The following is a 19,550-nucleotide window of genomic DNA, read 5'->3' on the forward strand; positions in this document are numbered from 1 at the left end:
ATATGGTAAAGATTCAGGAATGTAAACGACACGGTGTCTGTAATGACTGCGGAAAACAGCAGGAAGCAGATACTCAGATATGGGAGATAAAAGTATCTACAGCTGGTCAGGGATGGACAACTCTTATGATGTGCAAAGAGTGTCTGGCAGCACTTAATGCGGCAATAGCAATCACAGTGTTTAACAGTAGAGTACATTAAACGGGTTCTAAAAGTTAGTGGAGGATAAAATATGGCAAATGTATGTTGTACAAGTAATGTTTCTTTTTCTGTCAATGAAGATGAAAAAGAGGTATTACAGAGGGCGCATGATATCATAGAAGGAATTAAGCATGATTGGTTTGTTAAAGATGAGAATGCATGGGATAATGAAGATTATTGGGGAATTGATAATGCTGTCAAAATATTAGAAACACTATTTGAGTGTAAAAAATGTGAACATTAAATCGGGCTTTAGGAAAGGAGAAAAGTAGATGAATAAAAAATATTCATGGACTGAAAACCAGACAGACGATATTTGGTATCATGGGAAATTTACTTCTGTTGAAGCATGTATAAAAGATGCTATAGGTTGTGGAAAAAAGCCTGGGGAGAAGATCGTTATAGGGCTTTGTGAAGATTATATTCCACATTTGAATGCAGATACTTTACTGGATCAAGTAAGTGAAGATGCTTATGAGGAAGTCGGCGAGGTCGCGGAAGGCTGGCCGGAGTTTGTAGACTGGAAAGGCTATAAAGATATTGACAAGTTGCAGGAAAAAATTAATAAGGCATTCAATGAATGGTTAGAGGAAACGAAGCAGATACCAGGTTTCTACCAGATACGACCATTGGCAGATCTTGTAACAATTCCAAATTAGTAGAACTAAATGGAGGGTTAGAGTAGCAGATCCGGAAGAGTAGAGACGTAGAAAGGAGCCAAGCCTCCGGCCGGGGTAACGTGTACACGGGCTTCTTTGGAGAGATGGAAGGACAATTAAGTTTATTCCAGGAGAAATACAATTCTCCTGCGAAAACAAAGAAAAAGAAAGAGAAAAAGAGCATTGATCCATCCCAAACGTTTGATGAGCGCATGAAACGCTTTTGGCATTACATGGAGCATAAGGGAATGAATGAGCAGTGGATCGAAACATGCATAGGGGAACTCAGGATCATCATCGACGCATTGGCAGATTATTACGACATAGCAGGCAGAAGTGCTGAGACGATGGAAACGGGATATGCCAGGGCTGTTTTGGAGGAAAGATTAGAAAGAATAAAGAGGATTCAGACCAAATTAGAGGAGTCAACCGGATATAACCGGGATAGGCAGCTTGAAATCTGTAAGAAACCGAAGCGGGCTAGGAATGATGATATTGGAGAGGATGCGCTTGTGATTGCGCTTCATAGGTAAGCAATTAAGATTTGCATAGAGAAAGGAGAACAGTATGAAAGCAGAGAAGATGGTTATTGAAATCGAGAGGACAGGGAAACAGCGGCAGGAAAGCAGATTGAGCGCTTACCGGGATAAGTTAAGTGAAGCGTGCAAGGATGCTGTGCCCGAAGAGGGAAAGACCGGTGATACAGATAGGCAAAACGACGAATCAGGAAGGAGACATGGAAGATGAGGTTGATTAATGCAGAGAAGCTGATAGAAGATATGCGAAAAAATATGGGGATCCTTGAAGAGGTGGAAGAAGTGATCAATGCGCAGCCGACAGCCTATGATCTGGACAAGGTAATAGAAGAGCTGGACAAATTTGCCCACAGTGATATCTGCTACCGAAATCACTGCAGATATATTAATGCAGATGATATCGACTGTGAGAATTGCGGCGCTCTTTGTGCACTGGAGATCGTAAAGCGGGGAGTGACAGCGTGAGGAAGCAACGTAAGGACCGTCATACTCTCAGCCTGGAACACAGGCACCGTCTGGCAGAGATGGCAGGAACGAAGCCGGATGCCAAGGCGGTGAAGGCCTTCGGCCGGAAAGCATACGAATGTTGTGACGTAGCTGAGTATATGGCGAAGAAGTACGACATAAAAGGGGAGATCGGGATTGGAGAAAAGAGTATCGGAGCAGATCAAGGCAGAGAATGAAAAGAAAAAAGAATATCTCTGGAAATATCAGGATTCCGTGCGCAGGGTTGCAAGAATTGAATCTGAATTGGCTGAGATCCGGGCGATGAAAGCCGGTACCGCGATCAACTATGACGGACTGCCATCGGGATCCAGGCAGACAGATCTGTCAGACTATGCAGCAGAACTGGATAAGCTGGAACGGGAACTGATATTGGAGCGATATAAGCGGATCAAACTGTATCAGGATATTGAGATGAGAATCAAGAGACTGAAAAGCCGGAATGAGAATGATGTATTATTCTATCGGTACATAAGAAGGCTTGACTGGTGGGAAATTGCGGAAAAGATGCATTATTCGGAACGATGGATCTATAAGATTCACGGTAAAGCGCTGGCACATCTTGAAATTCCAAAAGAGTTCAGTGAAGTTCAGTAAGAACTGTGATATTATGGTATCATCGGGAAGTGGCAGAGAGGTAGAAAGTTTTCCGATTCATCATGAGTTTCTCCAATAAGCCAGAAAAGGGCGTCTTGCTTCGGCAGGGCGCATTTTCTGTAAAAAAAATTGATGAATTACTCTGAAATCCTTGACATATGGTACACCATGCGGTATAATATAATCAAGGAAGGAGGAGAAGCCAATGAAGAAAAAACAAAAGAAAAAAATCAAGAACTTCATAGAGTTAACAATCAAAGTCTTAATCGCTGTCGGCTCAGTGATATCGGCAATTGCACAACTTATAGAAGCTCTTGATTAGAGGAAAGGGAGAGGAATCTCCCTTCCTAAGGAATTATTATAACATACATTGGCTAGAAAATATATGAAGAAAATAACGGTATATGATTTGTTTCTTGTTTTTGCCATTATCCTGAATGCCGGAGCGGGAAGGAACGTATACACATCCATTATTCTGCTATGTGCGGGAGTGTTGGAATTAGTGGATGTGATTCCGAAGATCGTGAGGTTGATGAAGCATGGCGGCAAGTAAGCAGACATTACGCAATCAGAGGTATCAGGACAAAGCGGGCTGGATATCGAAGTCTTATAAGCTTAAAAGAGAAGTGGTAGAGACATTCGCAGAAGCCTGTGAGAAAGCAGGAGTGAGCCAGGCCGGACAGCTCAGCAGGATGATGAAGGAATATGCCGAGCAGGTCTGCAGGGAGCAATTGAAAGAAGAGTGATGGAAGGGGCAGCAGTCAGTAATGGCGGGCTGCCTTTTCTGATTGATAAGAGCTAGGTCAGAGGAGGGAGATCAGCATGAAGGGAAAGAGATCATTCTACAGATCAGGCAGATGGATCCGCAAGCGTGCGAACATCCTCCGAAGGGATGAATACCTCTGCCAGGAGGCGAAGCGGTACGGCAAACACCGTGAAGCGGTTACCGTGCACCATATCTATCCGTTGTCAGAGTATCCGGAATTAGCGTTGGAAGACTGGAATCTGCTGAGTCTGTCGAACGAGTATCACAATAAGATGCACGACCGCACCACTGGAAAGATTACCAAGGCGGGGCGGTACTGGCAGAAAAAGCGGGAGAAGGAACTGAAAATGTTCCGGGAGAGGTATCCCCCCACCCTTCCGAATTCTGGAAAGACGGTTGGAGAATCGGGGGAGAGGACTCTTTCCAATAGCGCGGGATCCTGAAAAAAATTTTTCCCCGGAAAAGAGGTGAGCCAAATTGGCGAAAAGCGTACCGAACAGAGACAGTATCAAGAAACGTACCATCAATTATATGCAGCAGCTTGGAACCTACAAAATCCAGTATAATCAAGTGATTGAGGTCTATGCGGATATGCTCTATCAGTATAACATTCTGAGCAGAAAGTTTGAAGAAGAGGACTTCGAGGCAATGGTGGAGACTGAGAAAAGCAGTGGAAAAAAGTCGCCGATTTTGGCAAGCCTGGAGAATCTCAGAAAGGACATCGGGACGTATTCGGACCGGCTGATGCTGAATGCAAAGACCTATAATGCGGAGATTGAACAGCCCAAGAAAGAGAAGTCCGCTTTTGCGGTATTTTTAGAGAAGCAGAAGAAGTGATCGCATGAATGTCTCCAAGATAACATCTCCGAATTTTGATACGGCAGTCACGTATGCCAGGAGGATCGTTGATGGAAAAGTACTGGCGAATAAAGACCGGTTTTTTGCCTGTCAGAGGTTTCTTGCCGATTTGAAGCGCAGGGATCTGGATTTCCGGCAGGATCAGTTTGATTTTGTGATCGGCCTGATAGAAGGAACAGTGCACCATATACGCGGCGAGGATGCCAAGGGCAGGAGCCTTAAGGGTACGCCCATGTACCTTACGGACTGGCAGAAGTTTATATGTGTGAATCTGTTTGGATTCTTCCGAAAGGGGACCGATATCCGGCGCTTTAATGAAGCGCTTATTTTTTTACCCAGGAAGCAGGGGAAGACCTCCTTCAGCGCTGCCCTTGCCGAAGCCAAGAGCATTCTGGATCGGGAGTCCGGCGCGGTCACTTACATCGTAGCGAATTCTGTGAAGCAGACAATGGAGAGCTTCGGGTTCCTGCGTGACAATGTGCACGTGATGCAGGATGATGTGAAGAAGCTCCGCATCCGGGATAATAACCAGGAGCATTCCATCAGCATTGACTTTGGGGATGGAACGGCGGATATCTATGCGATCGCGAATCAGGAGGATAAGCTGGATTCCTTAAACTGTAACTGTCTGATCCTGGATGAGCTGCATTCATGGAAAAGGGCTGGGGCAAAGAAATACACACTAATGAAGAATGCCATGAAAGCATACCGCAACAAGCTTCTGATCGGTATTTCTACGGCCGGTGATATCCCGAACGGATTTCTGGCAAACAGGATCAAGACACTGCAGGGAGTCTTGAATGGTACAGTCAAAGAAAAGGCATATGACTCTTACTTTATCTTTATCTGCAAAGCGGATCAGGATACGGAAGGCAATATTGTCAACAGTAAAGGTGAAGTTGCCGCGCTGAATGATCCGGAAGTATTGCAGATGTGTACGCCGTCGATCGGGACAACCGTCACTCTGGGGGAACTCTTGGATGATGCGGATCAGGCAATGAGTGAACCGCAGCTTCGGACGGAATTCCTGAACAAAACGCTGAACATATTTACGAATGCATTGAGTGCATATTTTGAGATTGAAGAGTTCCGGGCATCCGATCAGCAATATGACTGGACATTGGAGCAATTGGCGAAGCTTCCGATTTTGTGGTACGGGGGCGCGGATCTGTCGAAGCTGCACGACCTTACTGCGGGCGCCTTGTATGGGACCTACAAGGATGTGGATATCTGTATCACTCACGCCTTCTTCCCGAGGACGGCAGCAGTCAAAAAGAGTGATGAAGACAATATCCCGCTGTTTGGATGGGAAGAGGATGGATGGCTGACAATGAGCAATACAGCGACGGTCCTGCCGGATGATATCGTGAAATGGTTTATATTCATGAAGCAGACGGGATTCAAGATAAAGATGGTGGGATTTGATAAGAAATTCGGCAGAGAATTCTTCTTGAAGATGAAAAAGGCAGGTTTCCGTATCAAAGACCAACCGCAGTTTTTCTATGTAAAGTCGGAAGGTTTTCGGCGTATTGAAGTCAAGGTGAAGAATAAAAAGTTCTATTATCTGCATTCAGATGCCTTTGAGTATTGCGTGCAGAATGTCCGGGCAATAGAGAAGACGGACGATATGATCCAGTATGAGAAGGTAGACGGCGACGGCGGGGTAATGAGAATAGACCTCTTTGATGCGGGAGTGTTTAGCTGCTGTCAGATGTTGGATGATATGGCATTGGGAGATATTGGGGCTAAATGGCTGAACAGGGGAAGTGAATAAATGTCAAAGAAAAAGAAAAAAGAAAAGATCCGGTCAGAACCAGACAGAGGCAAGGAAGTAGTCGTGTATAAAGGGGCTACGTTTGCCGATTTCATTCTTCCATCGGGTTATGTGAGGTTATCGGAGAATCCGGAAGTAAGGATTGCAGTAGACAAGATCGCGGATCTGGTGAGCAACATGACGATCCATCTGATGGAGAATACAGAGAAAGGGGACAAGCGGATCAAGAATGAATTATCACGGAAGATAGATGTGAATCCATGCAGCTACATGACCCGGAAGACGTGGATCTATAAGATCGTCAGTGATCTCCTGCTGCATGGTGACGGGAACTCAATTGTATATCCGGTAATGAGGGATGGACTGATTGATGAATTGAGACCGCTGGAGATGCAGAACGTAGGTTACAACTATGATGAGGCAGGGGAGGAATATTCTATCAATTACGGCGGAAGGGTCTATGCGCCGGATGAGATTATTCATTTTGCGATGAATCCTTCGCCGGTCTATCCGTGGAAGGGGACAGGCTACAGGATTGTTCTTAAGGATTTGATTCAGAACTTGAAACAGGCGAATAAGACAAAAAGCAGTTTTATGAAGGGGCAATACATGCCGAACATCATCATAAGGGTTGATGCCCTGAGTGAAGAGCTGGCAAGTGAGTCAGGCAAGGAGCAGATCAAGAAGAAATATTTAGGAGAAGCGAAACCGGGGGAACCCTGGGTGATTCCGGCTGATCTGTTGGAGGTACAATCGGTAAAGCCCTTGTCGCTTCAGGATATTGCAATCAATCCGTCTGTGGAGATTGACAAGAGAACAGTGGCGGGCATTATAGGGATCCCGGCATTTTTCCTTGGGGTAGGGCAATTTGATAAGGATGAATATAACAACTTTGTCGATACCCGGATCATGGGGATCGCACAGATCATTTCACAGACGCTGACCCGGGATCTGCTCTATTTGCCGGACTGGTATTTTAAGTTGAATCCAAGAAGTCTCTATGCGTACAACCTGACAGATATGGTAAGCGCAGGTACAAGTATGATCGACCGCAATGCCATGCGCAGGAATGAACTGAGAGACTGGGTAGGCATGGATCCTGATGATGAGATGGAAGAACTTCTGGTATTGGAGAATTATCTGCATCAGGAGGATTTGAGTAAACAGAAAAAATTGAAAGGTGGTGAGGAAGGTGGAGAGTAGAGTGAAAGAAGAGCAGAAGAGGACACTGCTGACTAAATATGAGACGCGGGAGGAACAGGATGGCCAGAAGGTTATTGCTGGGTATTTTGCGGTATTTAACTCAGAGACAGAATTATGGCAAGGCGCATATGAGTCTGTTGATCCGGGTGCGTTTGATGATACTCTTGGCAATGACATCCGTGCATTGACCAATCATAATGCAACGCTTGTGCTGGGGAGAAGTAAGGCCGGAACGCTGAAACTGTCAAAGGATTCCCACGGGTTATGGGGAGAGATCAGCATTAATGAGAATGACACGGATGCGTTAAACCTGTACGAGCGCGTCAAGCGGGGAGATGTAGACCAGTGTTCGTTCGGGTTTAATATCCTTGATGAAGAGACGGAATGGCGGGATGACGGCACGGTGAAATGGACGCTGAAGAAGGTGGACCTTCATGAGGTGTCAGTGTGTACGTTCCCGGCTTATGCGGATACGGGAGTGCAGGCAAGGCACCGGGAAGTGGAGCAGTACCGCGAAAAGCAGGCAGAGCAATGGAAACATGATATCACAAGCAGATTAAAAGGAGGATGTAAGTAATGGCATTAAGACAGATCATGCTGGCGAAAAATATCGAGGCAGCAGAAAAGAGATTAGGTGAGCTGAGAGCGAAAGACGGGGAGTTTGAGACAAGGGAGAAGGAATTGGAAACTTCCATCGGGGAAGCAAAGACCGATGAAGAGCGCAAAGCGGTGGAGGATGAGGTGGAGAAGTTCACCAAAGAACGGGAAGCGCATGAAGCAGCGCGCAGTAAGGCAGAGGAAGATCTTGATGGATTGAAAGATGAGTTAAGGAAATTAAATGAAAAAGAACCTCAGAGAAGGAGTGCGGGTATGAGGAATAGAGAGGGAGAAGAGTTCGCTGAGATCAGAGCTGGGATCAATGAGTTCGTAAGGTCGAAAGGTCAGTTGAGGGATGGTTTCACTTCTGTAGAAGGCGGCGCGCTGATCCCGGAGGAGTTGCTTGCGACGCAGAAGAAGCCGGAAGAAGAGGTGGATCTGAGAAATTATGTGAAAGTGGTGTCTGTAACCAGCGTCAACGGGAAGTATCCGGTGATCTCCAAATCTAACGGTAAGATGAATACGGTTGAGGAGCTTGCGGCGAATCCGAAGCTGGCGAATCCGGTCATTGATGAGATTGATTATAAGATTGCAACGAGAAGGGGTTACATCCCGATCTCCCAGGAGATGATCGACGATGCCAATTATGATGTGACCGGCCTGATCCGGGATGAGATCAACTCTCAGTCCTTGAATACGTCCAATGCGGATATTGCCGCGAAGTTAAAGACCGCGCCTGCCAAAGAGGTGACCGGAATCGACGAAGTGAAGGATCTTGTGAATAAGGAGATCAAGAAGGTTTATCCGGTGAAATTTATCGTCTCTTCTTCCCTGTATGCCGAGTGGGATAAGCTGAAAGACAAGAACGGGCGGTATCTGATGCAGGATTCGATTACCGCATCGAGCGGGAAGATGATCTTAGGGCGTGAGGTTGTGGTCCTGGATGATGATCTGATCGGAACAGCAAAAGGCGATCTGGTCGGATTTGTAGGTGATTCAAAATCTTTCGTAACTTTCTTCGACCGTAAACGGACCAGTGTCGAGTGGGTAGATAACCAGATCTACGGCAAGCTTCTTGCCGGAATCGTGCGTTATGACGTCCGGACAACGGATACCGACGCGGGATTCTATATCACTTACAGGAATGAAGCCGAACAGGTAGAGGGGGCATAGGCATGAAATACAGAGTGATCCATAGGTTCCGTGACCTGCAGGATAATGACCGTATTTACGAAGTTGGGGATGAATATGAAGGTAAGAGGTCACCGGCGCGCATTAAGGAGCTGTCCACGGATGACAATAAGATTGGTAAGCCGTTGATCGAGAAGGTTAAGGAAGAAAAATAGGAGCGCTGTTATGAAGAAATGTATCTTACCATTATTGAAGGCAAGGTTAGGCATCTCTGCGGGAAGCAGGGATGCCGTTTTGAATGCTGTCATAGACGGGATCGTCTCGGATTGCGACCATACGCATGGAATCAAACTGGACAGCGGCCGGCCGGATCATGTTATGTTTGTGCTTGACTGGGCAACGTGGAAGTACAGTCACCCGGAGGACGGGGCGACGCCGAGAAGCATCCAGTTCCGGTTGAAAAACCTGATCATACAGAAAGAAGGGAAGGCGGATGAGACAAAGAACCTGGGATGAAGAAGTGACCCTTCTGGGAGCGGGTGGATTTCAAGAGGATGAGCTGGGGCAGCAGATGCAAATCCAGACGGAGACAATGGTCTGCTGTGTCCGCTGCCCGGTTTCCAGGCAAGAGTTCTACCTGGCCGGACAGAATGATATACGGATATCAGAGATCCTGATCATCCATCCGTATGAGTACAGCGGGGAAAATGAGGTTGTATTTCGCGGGAAACGGCTGAGAATCGTGAAGACTTACGAGATCAGTATGGAAGAACTGGAATTGACGTGTTCGGAGCTTCTTGGCGGCAGAAAGGAATGCGAAGATGAGACAGTGGATAGAAGCGGAGCAGCTGGCGGCAGAGATCCATAGGCAGTTGAGAGAGTATACGGATGAGGTGAAGAAAACGGTCTTTGATACGGCCGACGCCGTATCGGTTAAGGCGGTTGAAAGGCTGCAGGCCGAGAGTCCGAAACGGACCGGGAAATACCGGAAGAACTGGGGCAGGACGGCAGACAGGGGAGGAATTATCATCCATCAGAAAGGCAAGACTTATCGCCTGACTCATTTACTGGAGAAGGGGCATGCCTTAAGGCGCGGGGGAAGAAAGGTTGGCGAGTCGCCTGCGTATCCGCATATTGAGAAAGTAGAACAGGAATGTGCGGCGGAATATATTGCTGAGGTAGAGAGGAGACTTGAAGGATGACACTGCCGGAATTAAAGGAGTTATTAAAGACGTTAGGGTTACCGGTCGCGTATCTTCAATGGGCGGTAGGGCAGGCACCCAGGCTTCCGTATATTTTGTACTATGCGGATGAGGATAATGTTTTTATGGCGGATGATGTGGTCTATGCGGACGGTTATGCGGTGACGGTGGAGGTATACAGCCATAGGAAGGACTTGGAATTGGAACGGCGTGTGAAAGAACTGCTGAAGGAAAGGAAGCTCCCTTATGAATCTTATGGGGAGTTCCTGAAATTAGAAGATATGTATCTGAAAGCATATGAATTCAATATTTAGGAGGTATTGATACTTATGGAAAAGACGGAAAATAAAGTGGAATATGGGCTTAGGAATGCTCATTATGCGATTGTGACTGTGGATGAGGTGACCAATGCGGTAACGTTTGGGAAGCCGGAGAGACTGCCGGGTGCGGTAACTCTGACCATGAATGCGAGCGGTGACCTGATCCGGTTTAAGGCGGATGACCTTGATTATTATACGAATCCGAATAACCAGGGATACGAGGGGACGCTGACACTTGCCAGAGTGCCGGAGAAGTTCCGGCAGGAGGTCTTAGGCGAGGAACTGACGGAAGGCGGTGTGCTTATTGAGGATGCGGATGCACAGACGAAGCGGTTTGCGTTATTGTTCGAGTTCCAAGGGGATAAGAAGGCGATCCGGCATGTGATGTATTATTGTTCTGCAAACCGCCCGTCTGAAGCCAGCAAGACGAAGGACGGCGGGGATGTGAATACAACGGAGCTTACAGTGATCGCAGGACCGAGGCCGGATAATAATCTGGTGAAGGCGAAGACTACAGCCGGAGTCAAGGACGAAATTTATAACGGATGGTATACGGCGGTGTATGAGAAGAATTCAGAAGTGCCGGCTGCGTAATCAGAGTATGTAAATTTAAGGGAGTTTGATCATAGACTCCCTTAAATTTTTTAGGAGGGTGAATATGGAGAAAACTATTTATATCGATAATAAGCCTGTCAGGCTGAAATCAACGGCGGCTCTTCCAAAGAGATACAAAGCGCAGTTCAGGAGAGATTATTTTGCGGATCTTTTTAAGATTGCCAAGGTGTTTGAAGGAAAAGACAGGAAAGAGATGGATCTTAAGCATATCTCTTATGAGGATTTGAGCTGTCTGGATTTGGATGTTCTGTATGATATTATCTGGACGTTGGCAAAAACTGCGGACAAGAGTATTCCGGAGCCGTTGGAATGGTACGATCAGTTTGAGCGGTTTGATCTGATGAAGGTCCTGCCGATGGTAGGAGGACTGATCTCGGGTTCGGTGTCACAGTCAAAAAAAAAGTAAATGATAAGGACTCTTCCAGTGATGAATTATTCACGGCAGAGTCCTTTTCTCTTGTCTGTAAGCAGGCGGGGCTTACGTCTGAGGATATGGAGGATATGACGATCGGGGATTGTCTGGACTATGTGCAGGAGTATATAGACAGCCATCGGAAAGGTACTGACGGAAGGGCGAATGTAAGAACGGCTTCCCAGAGTGATTTTGATAATTTTTAAAGCCTGGGACGGGGTGTGATATGGCGAATAAGAAGATCAAAGGAATTACAATACGGCTGGATGCGGAGGCTTCGAGTCTGGATAAAGTCCTGAAGGATGTGGAGAATACTTCTAAGGGGCTGAATGGGGAATTGAAGCAGGTGAATAACCTATTGAAATTCGATCCGAAGAATACGGAGCTGTTGGCGCAGAAACAGAAGATCCTGACGGATTCTATTGAGAATTCGAGTAAGAAGCTGAAAGCCTTGAAACAGGCTCAGAGTGAAGTTGAGAAGATGTTTAAGGCCGGTGAGATCGGGGAGAAGGAATACCGGGAATTCCAGAGGACTGTGGCGGAGACAGAACAGTCATTACGATCTTATACAGTGCAGATGAACCGGATGAAGGAAGAACAGGGGAAACTTGCGGCAGGTACAAAGCAGCTAAATACGTTTCTTGAAGCGACAGGGAAGAGCCTGGATGATTTCCAGGATGTCCTGGGTACTCGGTTAACGAGAGCTTTGAAAGACGGTACGGCCGTTTCGGATGACCTTACGGTTGCACTGAACAAGATCGGGAAGGCTGCTCTTGGTACTGAGGCGGATCTCGGCAGGATGCGGGATGTGCTGAATAAGATTGATGACGGCGGGATCTCTCAGGTAAAGTCAGAGCTTGAAGAACTGAAAGGAGCATCCGCGGGAGCGGAAGAAGAGCTGAACGGGCTCGGAAAAGGGATTGCAGCCGGGAATCTGATGGGGGCATCGGATGCTATCTCTGACCTGGGCAACAAGGTGATGGAATTGGGCAACAAGGCGGTTGAGACCTTTCAGGACTTGGAAGAAGCGACGGTTAAGGTCAATGCCAGGCTAGGAGAAACGGGAGCTGAGGCGCAGAAGAATGAAGAACTGATCAGGAGCATCTATGAGAGCGGTCTGGGGGATTCCATGGGTTCTGTGGCGAATGCGGTGCTTCTGGTGAGGGACCATCTGAATGATCTGAATGATACGGATCTGAGGAAGATCATTTCTAACGGCCTGATCCTGGAGGATACCTATGGCGTGGATATGGCAGAGAGCCTGCGGGGAATTAATGCGCTGATGCAGTATTTTGGTCTCAGTGCATTGGACGCGATGGATTATCTGGTTACCGGTACGCAAAAAGGGCTGGATAAGACGAATGAACTGGGGGATAACCTCTCTGAGTATTCCGGGAAGTTTGCAGAGGCGGGGTATTCTGCTCAGGAATATTTTCAGCTGCTTCAGAACGGGTTGGATAACGGTGCTTATAACCTGGACAAGGTTAATGACGCCATCAATGAAGTGACTACCAGGATCGCGGATGGTACGATCGCGGATTCTATGTCGAAGATTGATGAGAAGACCGGGGAACTGGAAGCAAGCTCTGTGGGGTGGAGTAAGAGTGTGGAGGATGTATTCCGGCAGTGGCAGCAAGGCGGGGCGACGCAGAAGCAGGTTACTGATGCTATCGTGGCGGATATACAGAATACGGAAAACCAGCAGGACAAACTGAACAAGGCGGCGCTTGCGTTTGGAACGATGGCAGAGGACGGGAGTATGAAGTTTATCTCTTCTTTGACTTCTGTAGGGGATGCCTATGCGGATGTGCAGGGCCGGTCGGATGAGTTCCAGAAGAACACGACAACTTCCGCCCAGGAGATGGAAGCGTCCATGAGGCGTGTTCGGGATGCGTTTGCGCCGATCGGAGAGGACCTGCAGGAATCCATGATCCCGTTGCTTGAATTTATCGCGGATCTTGCTGAGAAATTTGCGAATTTGCCGGAACCGGTAAGGCATTTCGTTGAAGCGTTGGTGAAGATCGCAGCAGTTGTAGCAGTGATCACTCCGGTCATTTCTGCGGTTATGGCAGTCGGAAAGGCGTTGAGCCTCCTGAATATCTCATTACTGCCGATCGTGGGGATCGTGGCAGGCGTTGCGGCGGCGATCGCGGTCGTTGTAGTTGCTGTGAGAAACTGGGGCGATATCACAGAGTGGCTGTCGGAGAAATGGAAGGATTTTACCGAGTGGATTGGAGGGATCTGGGAAGAGATCAGTGATTCTGTATCGGGAACCTGGGATGGGATCAAGGGTTATTTTGAAGAATTATGGAAATCAATTGCTTTGAAAACGTCTGAGATCTGGGAAGGGATCTCGGAGACTGTAAAAGACGTATGGAATGGGATCCTGGAATTCTTCAAGTCTGTCTGGGACGCCATATATAGTGTGATAGAAGTACCGTTAAGTTTTATCCGAGCGTTGGTCGAAGGCGCTATGTATGCAATCTATGCTGTGATCTATACTGTATGGGAAGTGATCCGGCTGGCGTTAAAAGCAGTCTGGGAATGGATCAGTAAGATGGCTGCGGAGATATTTGAGCCGCTTGCAGAGTTTTTCGCAGGTATCTGGGAAGGAATCTCGGAGGCGGCAATCCTTGCATGGAATATGATTAAAGGAGTGCTTGCTTCTGTCTGGGAGTGGATCAAGACAACGGCATCCTCTGTTTTTTCACCGATCGCTGTGTTTTTCAGTGATATATGGAATGGGATTAAGGACACGATATCGGAGACCTGGGGATCCATCAAGAAGTACCTTGGTGAGACCTGGGAAGAGATCAAGAGGATGGGGATCCGGATATTTTCCGGCCTGTGGGAGGATATAAAGAGTGGTTTTAAGTCATTGGGCGATAGTCTGGGAAGGATTGTAAGCGGTATTGCGAACGGCATTATCAAGCCTTTTGGCAATGCAATCAACGGTGTTATCAAGGGAGTGAACTGGATCCTTGATAAGGTTGGTTCAAAGAAGCGGTTCGACCTGTGGGAGATTCCGAAGTTTGCGCGAGGCGCGGCCGGGCTGCCAAGAGACACGGTCGGTATTGTGAATGATCAGAAGGGCCCGGTGTATAAGGAATTGATCGTACCGCCTAAGGGTAAGCCTTTTATTGCAGAGGGCAGGGACGTCGTGCTTCCGATGGAGAAGGGGACGAAGATTCTGCCGGCAAGGAAGACGAAGGAGTTCCTTGACAGCCTGCCGCATTTCGCCAATGGGATCGGTGAGTTCTTCGGCGGGGCGTGGGAGACGGTCAAGAGCTTCACCGGGAGTATCTGGGATTATATCTCGCATCCGGGGAAGATCGTCCAGATTGCCATTGATAAATTTACGGATCTGTCCGGGATTGCAGAGCCTTGGCTTGCTGTTACCAAAGGGGCGGTAAATATGGTGTTTGACAGTGTTGTGGATTTCATCAAGGGAATCTTTGACACGGAGACGACGGTAAATTACAGCCCTGGCGCAGGAGTTGAACAGTGGAGGAGTCTGGCGGAGAGGGCGCTTAGAATGACGGGCCAGTATTCGGAAGCGAATCTGACAAGGCTACTGTACCAGATGCAGACGGAGTCGGGAGGAAATCCGAAGGCAATCAATAACTGGGATATCAACGCGAAGCGTGGGACTCCGTCCAAGGGCTTGATGCAGGTGATCGATCCAACCTTCCGTGCTTATGCCATGCCGGGATATAACACGAATATCTATGATCCGCTTTCTAATATGCTTGCTTCGATCCGGTATGCGGTTTCAAGGTATGGGAGTCTGGCAAGGGCATACAGGGGTGTGGGATATGAAGAAGGAATCGGCAGGATCGATCTGTCGGAGCTTCTTGCCATGCCGAAGCTTGATATCTCTTGGTTTAAGGATGGCGGCATCCTGACGAAGCCAGCAGCATTCCGGATGAGCAACGGGAGTTGGGGAGCTGCGGCAGAGGCGGGATCCGAGGTGATTGCGCCGACGGACCGGTTGAAAAAGTATATCCAGGATGCGTTGTTGGAAGTCTTTGGATCGAGAAATATTGAGATCAATATGGATATCACCCAGACGATGGACGGGCGTGTGCTTGCGGAGCAGTCCGGGAAGTATATCCAGCCTGTTCTTGATGACATTGATAAGCTTAAGAAGGCGCTCAGAGGTGAGAAGTAATGGGACTATTGAAGGCGGTATTTGGAGGGCAGGAGATTCCGGTGAAGATCACGAGGGTCAACCGGAATCTTCATCCAGAGGTAGTGAATAAGACGCAGGAGATTGAGAGCGTCAGCGGGGTAGAGTTTGTCTATTCCAAGTATAAGGAAAAGAATATCACGATTGAATATGAAATCTGTAACCGGACGGCGAGGCAGCTGAGTGAGTTCCGAAGGAATGTTGCCGGTATTCTTCATTCAAAGGAACCGAGACAGCTGATCTTCAGTGATGAGCCGCATTTGTATTATAATGCGGTCTTGAGCGGGGAGCCGAAACTGGATGAAGAGTATCTGGCGAGTGCGGGATCTTTGACCTTCCTGGTCCCGGACGGCCTGGCTCATTCTACGGTGGAAAAGACGTTCCCGGCTTCGCCGAATGCGGAGGGGATTCTGGAGGCTGTGATCGTGAACCGGGGCACGGAGTCTGTCCCGGTGAGCTATGAGATCGTTCATAAGCATGAGAACGGGTATCTGGGTATTGTGTCGCAGTATGGCGTGATGCAGTATGGACGTGTGGAGGAGACGGACTGGGAGAATTATAAGCAGAATGAGAAGCTTGTGAGGCTGTCGGATCTGTCTGCCCTGCCGGATGATCCTGGAACGAACTATATGCATCCGAATCATGTGATGGGCGGTTCCCTGGTGACGGAGACTATCGGCGGAAAGCCCTGTCTGAGGCTTCGGTCGACGGGGGCGGTCAGTGCGGGGAAGTGGATCGGGGCCATGAAGACGCTGACGGTCCCGGCTGATTCGGAAGGCCATGCGGGGGCAAAGAACTTCTATTGTTATCTGAACCATTGGTTTGAGACGGGCCTGATGGGGCAGACGGCAGAACAGTCTGTTGCGTTTCTGACGGGGGATAACAGGGTGATCTGCGGGTACAGTCTGTTTAAGTCGGATATGACCGGGAATACGGCGTGTCTGGAGTTCTGGCTGAATGGGAAGATCGTGCGGTCGATCTCGTTTGCTCCGTCCAGTTCAGACAGTGCGAATCCGTTTAATCATGGAAGGGGGCACAATGACATCCGTAAGGAAGGGGACAAGGTGACCTTCTATTGGTTCGGGAGTTATCCGAGTTACCGGGCTTCTGCCATCCGGAATATGGAGTGTAAGAAGATCCAGGTTGCGTTTACCCAGTTTGATTCCCGGGGGCTTGGGAATAAGTATGTGACCCGGAATTATCTGCGGTCTCTGGAGTTCCAGAAGATGGGCGTGGAGAAGTGGAGGGATGTGCCGAACCGTTACCAGGAGGGGGATGTGGTGAGTATCGACGGGGAGGCGGCGCGGGTCTATGTGAATGGGATGGCGAATACGGGGGATGAGATGATAGGGACCAAGTATTTTCATGTGCCGCCTGGGGAGACGAAGGTGCAGTTTTATTATTCGAGTTTCTGTAACCCGGCTCCGGTGGTGACGGCGAGGATTAAGGAGGCGTTTTTGTAATGGAGAATGTAAGGATCGCGGTGTTGAGCGCGTATGATAAGGTGTGTGCGTTTCTGGATAACGGGGCGCCGTCTGCGCTGCATTATTATGGGGATGAGCTGCATTCCTATAGGGAGGGCTCTGCTTGTACTTATGGTTTTAAGGCTTCGGCCAGGCATGGGGATGCCCAGTATCTTGTAGAGGGGAATAAGCTGGCGTTCCGGTATGGGGGCAGGGATTATTATTTTAATATCATGAAGGTGGTGAAGACGGAGTATGTGGTGGAGGTTGTTGCGTATTCTATGATGTTTGAGCTGCTGAATGAGGATGCGGGGGAATATAAGTCGCCGAAGGCTATGAGTTTTCAGGAGTATCTGGATGTGTTTGATCCGGAGCATACGTTGGAACTTGGGGTGAATGAGGTGGAGGATAAGACGGTCAGCCATGAGTGGACGGGATCGTCGACGATCCTTGCGAGGATCTTTTCTCTTGCGAATGTGTTTGGCGCGGAGGCGGAGTTTGTGCCGGTGCTTGCGGATGATTACTCTTTGGAACGGCTTGTGATGAATGTGTACCGGGAGCATGACGGGGAGAATCAGGGGATCGGTAAGGACAGGCGGGATATGACGCTCCGGTATGGGGTGAATGTGAAGGGGATCCGGAAGTCTTCGGACATCACGGGGCTGTATACGGCGATCCTGCCGGTGGGGACGGATAATCTGATGATCTCGGCGCTTGATAAGACGGAGCTTGACGCGGACGGAAGGGTGGAATACCGGTCTGCGCCTGGGGATGGATGTATCCGTGCGGTGCAGGCGATGGAGCGTTTTCCGTCGAATCTTAAGACGGATGACCGGTATATATTGAAGCGGTGGTCTTATGATACGGCCAATGTGAATGTGCTGTATGGGCAGGCTCTTGCTGAGCTTAAGAAGGTGTGTGTGCCGCAGGTGAGTTATGAGGTGGACGGCTTTTTTGATACGGAGATGGGGGACACGGTGGTGGTGTCGGATGAGGAGTTTGTACCGGCGCTGTATCTGGAGGCGCGGGTGACGGAGCAGGTCAGGAGTCTTACGGATCCGGCGCAGAATAAGACGACGTTTGATAATTTTCATGAGTTGAAATCTCAGGTGGATACGTCGCTTCTGGATAAGATGAATCAGCTGATCCGGGAGTATAAGGTCTATGCCTGTGTGATCTCTACGGATAACGGGATCGTGTTTAAGAACGGGGAAGGGACTACGACGCTGACGGCGAATGTGAGGGATGCGGGAGCGGATGTGGCGGATATGTTTACGATCGTGTGGATGAAGGACGGTGTGGAGCTTGCGGTCGGGAAGAGTATTGTGGTGAATGCGGGAGATGTTTCTGGGAAGGCGGTCTATGGGTTTGAAGCCAGGGATGCAGGCGGGGGTGTCCGGGGATCGTATGAGGTTACGGTGAGTAATGTAGTGGATGGTGCTGCCGGGGAGAAGGGCGATCCGGGTGATAAAGGAGATAAGGGAGACAAAGGGGATAAGGGGGACCAGGGAGCTACCGGTGCGACAGGTCCGCAGGGGCCAACGGGTGCAACGGGTCCGCAGGGTCCGGTTGGTCCGACAGGGCCTAAAGGTCCGGCCGGACCCAATGGAGCGGATGGTCAGATGTTGTATGCGACCTGCGGCACGGCTGCAGGTACGGCTGCGAAGGCGGCGACGCTGAAAGCGGGGACACTGGTGCTGAAAGCGGGCGCTACGGTTTCGGTGCAGTTTACTTATGCGAATACGGCGGCGTCTCCGACGCTGAATATCAACGGTACGGGGGCGAAGGCGGTCTATACGCAGGGTGTGAGGTATGCGTATTGGGCTGCGGGTGCTACGGTGGTGTTTACTTATGACGGGGCGAATTGGCGGGTGGCTTCGGAGCCGGTGTATGCGAATACGGTTACGGTTGGGAATGCGGCAAGTGGACATATTTTTATAGATAGTGACAGTGTTGATTTTATGATTGGAAGTTCCATTTTTGCATCCTTGCTTAACGATTCGAATGGCGCGCATTTGCACTCAATAAGAACATTGTTTCTTGAATGTATGGGATTGCATATTAAAGACCAAAGTAAAATGGGCGTATCGGTTTGGTCAGACGATCTGATTTTACATGCGGGGAGTAAGTCTATAAGTCTTTTAAACTTAGCAAAGCTTAACAGTGGTTTTGTCTCAAAAACCTACGCTAACGTATCACTTGCTTCTGGAAGTTACCGGTATGAGACTGTGACTACGGTTAGTCAGAGCGGGATTTACCTCATCTGCTGCAGTTCGGTTACGCAATCAACTTCTACGAAGGGTACTGCAAAAGTTGGCGTCCGGATCAATGGCTCGGCATCCCATACGGTTGGGGCAATCCCGATTAGGGGAGATTACCCGGAGATTTATGGGGTGAAGATTCTTTCTCTAAGTGCGGGAAGTTCAGTGCAGTATTGGAATTACCAGAACGGAGGGTACGGGGAGACGATATCATCAAGGGCGATCCAGATGATTATGCTGTGCCCGACATAGAACGGAGGACA

Annotated in this window: 26 protein-coding genes; all 26 read left to right on the top strand. The window is 48.7% G+C overall.

Features of this window, described 5'->3' with window-relative positions; translation table 11 throughout:
• Positions 1 to 2 precede the first annotated feature (2 nt).
• The 26 genes from VSQ62_RS09925 to VSQ62_RS10050 all read left to right on the top strand — a co-directional run bounded on the left by VSQ62_RS09925 (position 3) and on the right by VSQ62_RS10050 (position 19,539).
• Positions 3 to 200, top strand: coding sequence for a hypothetical protein (locus VSQ62_RS09925; RefSeq protein ID WP_334634658.1), 198 nt, complete (start codon positions 3 to 5; stop codon positions 198 to 200).
• Between the two features lie 31 nt (positions 201 to 231).
• Positions 232 to 444, top strand: coding sequence for a hypothetical protein (locus VSQ62_RS09930; RefSeq protein ID WP_334634659.1), 213 nt, complete (start codon positions 232 to 234; stop codon positions 442 to 444).
• Positions 445 to 472: 28 nt separating this feature from the next.
• A complete protein-coding gene (locus VSQ62_RS09935; RefSeq protein WP_334634660.1) occupies positions 473 to 859 on the top strand; it encodes a hypothetical protein in 387 nt (128 codons plus the stop codon).
• Positions 860 to 963: 104 nt separating this feature from the next.
• On the top strand, positions 964 to 1,392 hold the full coding sequence (locus tag VSQ62_RS09940) for a hypothetical protein (protein ID WP_334634662.1): 429 nt from the start codon (positions 964 to 966) through the stop codon (positions 1,390 to 1,392).
• Between the two features lie 34 nt (positions 1,393 to 1,426).
• Positions 1,427 to 1,606 (top strand): hypothetical protein, encoded by a 180-nt coding sequence (locus tag VSQ62_RS09945; RefSeq protein WP_334634664.1) that lies wholly within the window; start codon positions 1,427 to 1,429, stop codon positions 1,604 to 1,606.
• Positions 1,603 to 1,860 (top strand): hypothetical protein, encoded by a 258-nt coding sequence (locus VSQ62_RS09950; RefSeq protein WP_334634665.1) that lies wholly within the window; start codon positions 1,603 to 1,605, stop codon positions 1,858 to 1,860. The genes VSQ62_RS09945 and VSQ62_RS09950 overlap by 4 nt, the downstream gene beginning before the upstream one ends.
• Complete coding sequence (locus VSQ62_RS09955) at positions 1,857 to 2,078, top strand: hypothetical protein (protein ID WP_334634667.1); 222 nt, start codon at positions 1,857 to 1,859, stop codon at positions 2,076 to 2,078. Before VSQ62_RS09950 ends, VSQ62_RS09955 begins: the two co-directional genes overlap by 4 nt.
• The gene (locus tag VSQ62_RS09960; protein WP_334634669.1) at positions 2,038 to 2,496 is read left to right on the top strand and encodes a hypothetical protein; all 459 of its coding nucleotides are present in this window, start codon (positions 2,038 to 2,040) and stop codon (positions 2,494 to 2,496) included. Before VSQ62_RS09955 ends, VSQ62_RS09960 begins: the two co-directional genes overlap by 41 nt.
• A gap of 385 nt (positions 2,497 to 2,881) precedes the next feature.
• A complete protein-coding gene (locus tag VSQ62_RS09965) occupies positions 2,882 to 3,049 on the top strand; it encodes a hypothetical protein (RefSeq protein ID WP_334634670.1) in 168 nt (55 codons plus the stop codon).
• Complete coding sequence (locus tag VSQ62_RS09970) at positions 3,036 to 3,242, top strand: chemotaxis protein (RefSeq protein ID WP_334634671.1); 207 nt, start codon at positions 3,036 to 3,038, stop codon at positions 3,240 to 3,242. The genes VSQ62_RS09965 and VSQ62_RS09970 overlap by 14 nt, the downstream gene beginning before the upstream one ends.
• Before the next feature lie 76 nt (positions 3,243 to 3,318).
• Complete coding sequence (locus VSQ62_RS09975) at positions 3,319 to 3,705, top strand: HNH endonuclease (protein ID WP_334634672.1); 387 nt, start codon at positions 3,319 to 3,321, stop codon at positions 3,703 to 3,705.
• A gap of 34 nt (positions 3,706 to 3,739) precedes the next feature.
• Complete coding sequence (locus tag VSQ62_RS09980) at positions 3,740 to 4,099, top strand: P27 family phage terminase small subunit (RefSeq protein WP_334634675.1); 360 nt, start codon at positions 3,740 to 3,742, stop codon at positions 4,097 to 4,099.
• Between the two features lie 4 nt (positions 4,100 to 4,103).
• Positions 4,104 to 5,894 carry a terminase large subunit gene (locus VSQ62_RS09985; protein WP_334634676.1) on the top strand — a complete coding sequence of 597 codons (1,791 nt, stop codon included), beginning with the start codon at positions 4,104 to 4,106 and terminating at the stop codon, positions 5,892 to 5,894.
• The gene (locus VSQ62_RS09990; protein WP_334634677.1) at positions 5,895 to 7,097 is read left to right on the top strand and encodes a phage portal protein; all 1,203 of its coding nucleotides are present in this window, start codon (positions 5,895 to 5,897) and stop codon (positions 7,095 to 7,097) included.
• Positions 7,087 to 7,674: an HK97 family phage prohead protease gene (locus tag VSQ62_RS09995; protein ID WP_334634679.1), complete on the top strand. Its 588-nt coding sequence runs from the start codon at positions 7,087 to 7,089 to the stop codon at positions 7,672 to 7,674. Before VSQ62_RS09990 ends, VSQ62_RS09995 begins: the two co-directional genes overlap by 11 nt.
• On the top strand, positions 7,674 to 8,867 hold the full coding sequence (locus VSQ62_RS10000; RefSeq protein ID WP_334634680.1) for a phage major capsid protein: 1,194 nt from the start codon (positions 7,674 to 7,676) through the stop codon (positions 8,865 to 8,867). Before VSQ62_RS09995 ends, VSQ62_RS10000 begins: the two co-directional genes overlap by 1 nt.
• A gap of 2 nt (positions 8,868 to 8,869) precedes the next feature.
• Entirely contained in the window at positions 8,870 to 9,040 is a 171-nt protein-coding gene (locus tag VSQ62_RS10005) for a hypothetical protein (protein ID WP_334634681.1), read from the top strand.
• 10 nt (positions 9,041 to 9,050) lie between these two features.
• Positions 9,051 to 9,341 carry a hypothetical protein gene (locus tag VSQ62_RS10010; protein WP_334634682.1) on the top strand — a complete coding sequence of 97 codons (291 nt, stop codon included), beginning with the start codon at positions 9,051 to 9,053 and terminating at the stop codon, positions 9,339 to 9,341.
• Positions 9,319 to 9,693, top strand: coding sequence for a phage head closure protein (locus tag VSQ62_RS10015; protein ID WP_334634683.1), 375 nt, complete (start codon positions 9,319 to 9,321; stop codon positions 9,691 to 9,693). Before VSQ62_RS10010 ends, VSQ62_RS10015 begins: the two co-directional genes overlap by 23 nt.
• Positions 9,647 to 10,027, top strand: coding sequence for an HK97 gp10 family phage protein (locus VSQ62_RS10020; RefSeq protein WP_334634684.1), 381 nt, complete (start codon positions 9,647 to 9,649; stop codon positions 10,025 to 10,027). The genes VSQ62_RS10015 and VSQ62_RS10020 overlap by 47 nt, the downstream gene beginning before the upstream one ends.
• Positions 10,024 to 10,341: a hypothetical protein gene (locus VSQ62_RS10025; RefSeq protein WP_334634685.1), complete on the top strand. Its 318-nt coding sequence runs from the start codon at positions 10,024 to 10,026 to the stop codon at positions 10,339 to 10,341. Before VSQ62_RS10020 ends, VSQ62_RS10025 begins: the two co-directional genes overlap by 4 nt.
• A gap of 15 nt (positions 10,342 to 10,356) precedes the next feature.
• A complete protein-coding gene (locus VSQ62_RS10030; RefSeq protein ID WP_334634687.1) occupies positions 10,357 to 10,941 on the top strand; it encodes a major tail protein in 585 nt (194 codons plus the stop codon).
• 64 nt (positions 10,942 to 11,005) lie between these two features.
• Complete coding sequence (locus VSQ62_RS10035) at positions 11,006 to 11,368, top strand: hypothetical protein (RefSeq protein ID WP_334634688.1); 363 nt, start codon at positions 11,006 to 11,008, stop codon at positions 11,366 to 11,368.
• Between the two features lie 232 nt (positions 11,369 to 11,600).
• Entirely contained in the window at positions 11,601 to 15,545 is a 3,945-nt protein-coding gene (locus VSQ62_RS10040) for a phage tail tape measure protein (RefSeq protein ID WP_334634689.1), read from the top strand.
• Positions 15,545 to 17,026: a distal tail protein Dit gene (locus tag VSQ62_RS10045; protein WP_334634690.1), complete on the top strand. Its 1,482-nt coding sequence runs from the start codon at positions 15,545 to 15,547 to the stop codon at positions 17,024 to 17,026. Before VSQ62_RS10040 ends, VSQ62_RS10045 begins: the two co-directional genes overlap by 1 nt.
• Positions 17,026 to 19,539 (top strand): phage tail spike protein, encoded by a 2,514-nt coding sequence (locus tag VSQ62_RS10050; RefSeq protein ID WP_334634691.1) that lies wholly within the window; start codon positions 17,026 to 17,028, stop codon positions 19,537 to 19,539. Before VSQ62_RS10045 ends, VSQ62_RS10050 begins: the two co-directional genes overlap by 1 nt.
• The last annotated feature ends 11 nt before the right edge of the window (positions 19,540 to 19,550 follow it).

The organism is Sporofaciens sp. JLR.KK001 (genome assembly GCF_036941055.1).
Taxonomy (GTDB): domain Bacteria; phylum Bacillota; class Clostridia; order Lachnospirales; family Lachnospiraceae; genus Sporofaciens.

What these genes read in the sequence shown, in the direction of transcription:
- VSQ62_RS10020 (WP_334634684.1), top strand. Translation starts at nt 9,647, where the DNA reads ATGAGACAGTGGATAGAAGCGGAGCAGCTGGCGGCAGAGATCCATAGG.
- VSQ62_RS09970 (WP_334634671.1), top strand. Translation starts at nt 3,036, where the DNA reads ATGGCGGCAAGTAAGCAGACATTACGCAATCAGAGGTATCAGGACAAA.
- VSQ62_RS10000 (WP_334634680.1), top strand. Translation starts at nt 7,674, where the DNA reads ATGGCATTAAGACAGATCATGCTGGCGAAAAATATCGAGGCAGCAGAA.
- VSQ62_RS10005 (WP_334634681.1), top strand. Translation starts at nt 8,870, where the DNA reads ATGAAATACAGAGTGATCCATAGGTTCCGTGACCTGCAGGATAATGAC.
- VSQ62_RS09990 (WP_334634677.1), top strand. Translation starts at nt 5,895, where the DNA reads ATGTCAAAGAAAAAGAAAAAAGAAAAGATCCGGTCAGAACCAGACAGA.
- VSQ62_RS10045 (WP_334634690.1), top strand. Translation starts at nt 15,545, where the DNA reads ATGGGACTATTGAAGGCGGTATTTGGAGGGCAGGAGATTCCGGTGAAG.
- VSQ62_RS09985 (WP_334634676.1), top strand. Translation starts at nt 4,104, where the DNA reads ATGAATGTCTCCAAGATAACATCTCCGAATTTTGATACGGCAGTCACG.
- VSQ62_RS10040 (WP_334634689.1), top strand. Translation starts at nt 11,601, where the DNA reads ATGGCGAATAAGAAGATCAAAGGAATTACAATACGGCTGGATGCGGAG.
- VSQ62_RS10025 (WP_334634685.1), top strand. Translation starts at nt 10,024, where the DNA reads ATGACACTGCCGGAATTAAAGGAGTTATTAAAGACGTTAGGGTTACCG.
- VSQ62_RS09945 (WP_334634664.1), top strand. Translation starts at nt 1,427, where the DNA reads ATGAAAGCAGAGAAGATGGTTATTGAAATCGAGAGGACAGGGAAACAG.
- VSQ62_RS09935 (WP_334634660.1), top strand. Translation starts at nt 473, where the DNA reads ATGAATAAAAAATATTCATGGACTGAAAACCAGACAGACGATATTTGG.
- VSQ62_RS09965 (WP_334634670.1), top strand. Translation starts at nt 2,882, where the DNA reads ATGAAGAAAATAACGGTATATGATTTGTTTCTTGTTTTTGCCATTATC.
- VSQ62_RS09940 (WP_334634662.1), top strand. Translation starts at nt 964, where the DNA reads ATGGAAGGACAATTAAGTTTATTCCAGGAGAAATACAATTCTCCTGCG.
- VSQ62_RS09925 (WP_334634658.1), top strand. Translation starts at nt 3, where the DNA reads ATGGTAAAGATTCAGGAATGTAAACGACACGGTGTCTGTAATGACTGC.
- VSQ62_RS10015 (WP_334634683.1), top strand. Translation starts at nt 9,319, where the DNA reads ATGAGACAAAGAACCTGGGATGAAGAAGTGACCCTTCTGGGAGCGGGT.
- VSQ62_RS10035 (WP_334634688.1), top strand. Translation starts at nt 11,006, where the DNA reads ATGGAGAAAACTATTTATATCGATAATAAGCCTGTCAGGCTGAAATCA.
- VSQ62_RS09975 (WP_334634672.1), top strand. Translation starts at nt 3,319, where the DNA reads ATGAAGGGAAAGAGATCATTCTACAGATCAGGCAGATGGATCCGCAAG.
- VSQ62_RS10010 (WP_334634682.1), top strand. Translation starts at nt 9,051, where the DNA reads ATGAAGAAATGTATCTTACCATTATTGAAGGCAAGGTTAGGCATCTCT.
- VSQ62_RS10050 (WP_334634691.1), top strand. Translation starts at nt 17,026, where the DNA reads ATGGAGAATGTAAGGATCGCGGTGTTGAGCGCGTATGATAAGGTGTGT.
- VSQ62_RS10030 (WP_334634687.1), top strand. Translation starts at nt 10,357, where the DNA reads ATGGAAAAGACGGAAAATAAAGTGGAATATGGGCTTAGGAATGCTCAT.
- VSQ62_RS09930 (WP_334634659.1), top strand. Translation starts at nt 232, where the DNA reads ATGGCAAATGTATGTTGTACAAGTAATGTTTCTTTTTCTGTCAATGAA.
- VSQ62_RS09950 (WP_334634665.1), top strand. Translation starts at nt 1,603, where the DNA reads ATGAGGTTGATTAATGCAGAGAAGCTGATAGAAGATATGCGAAAAAAT.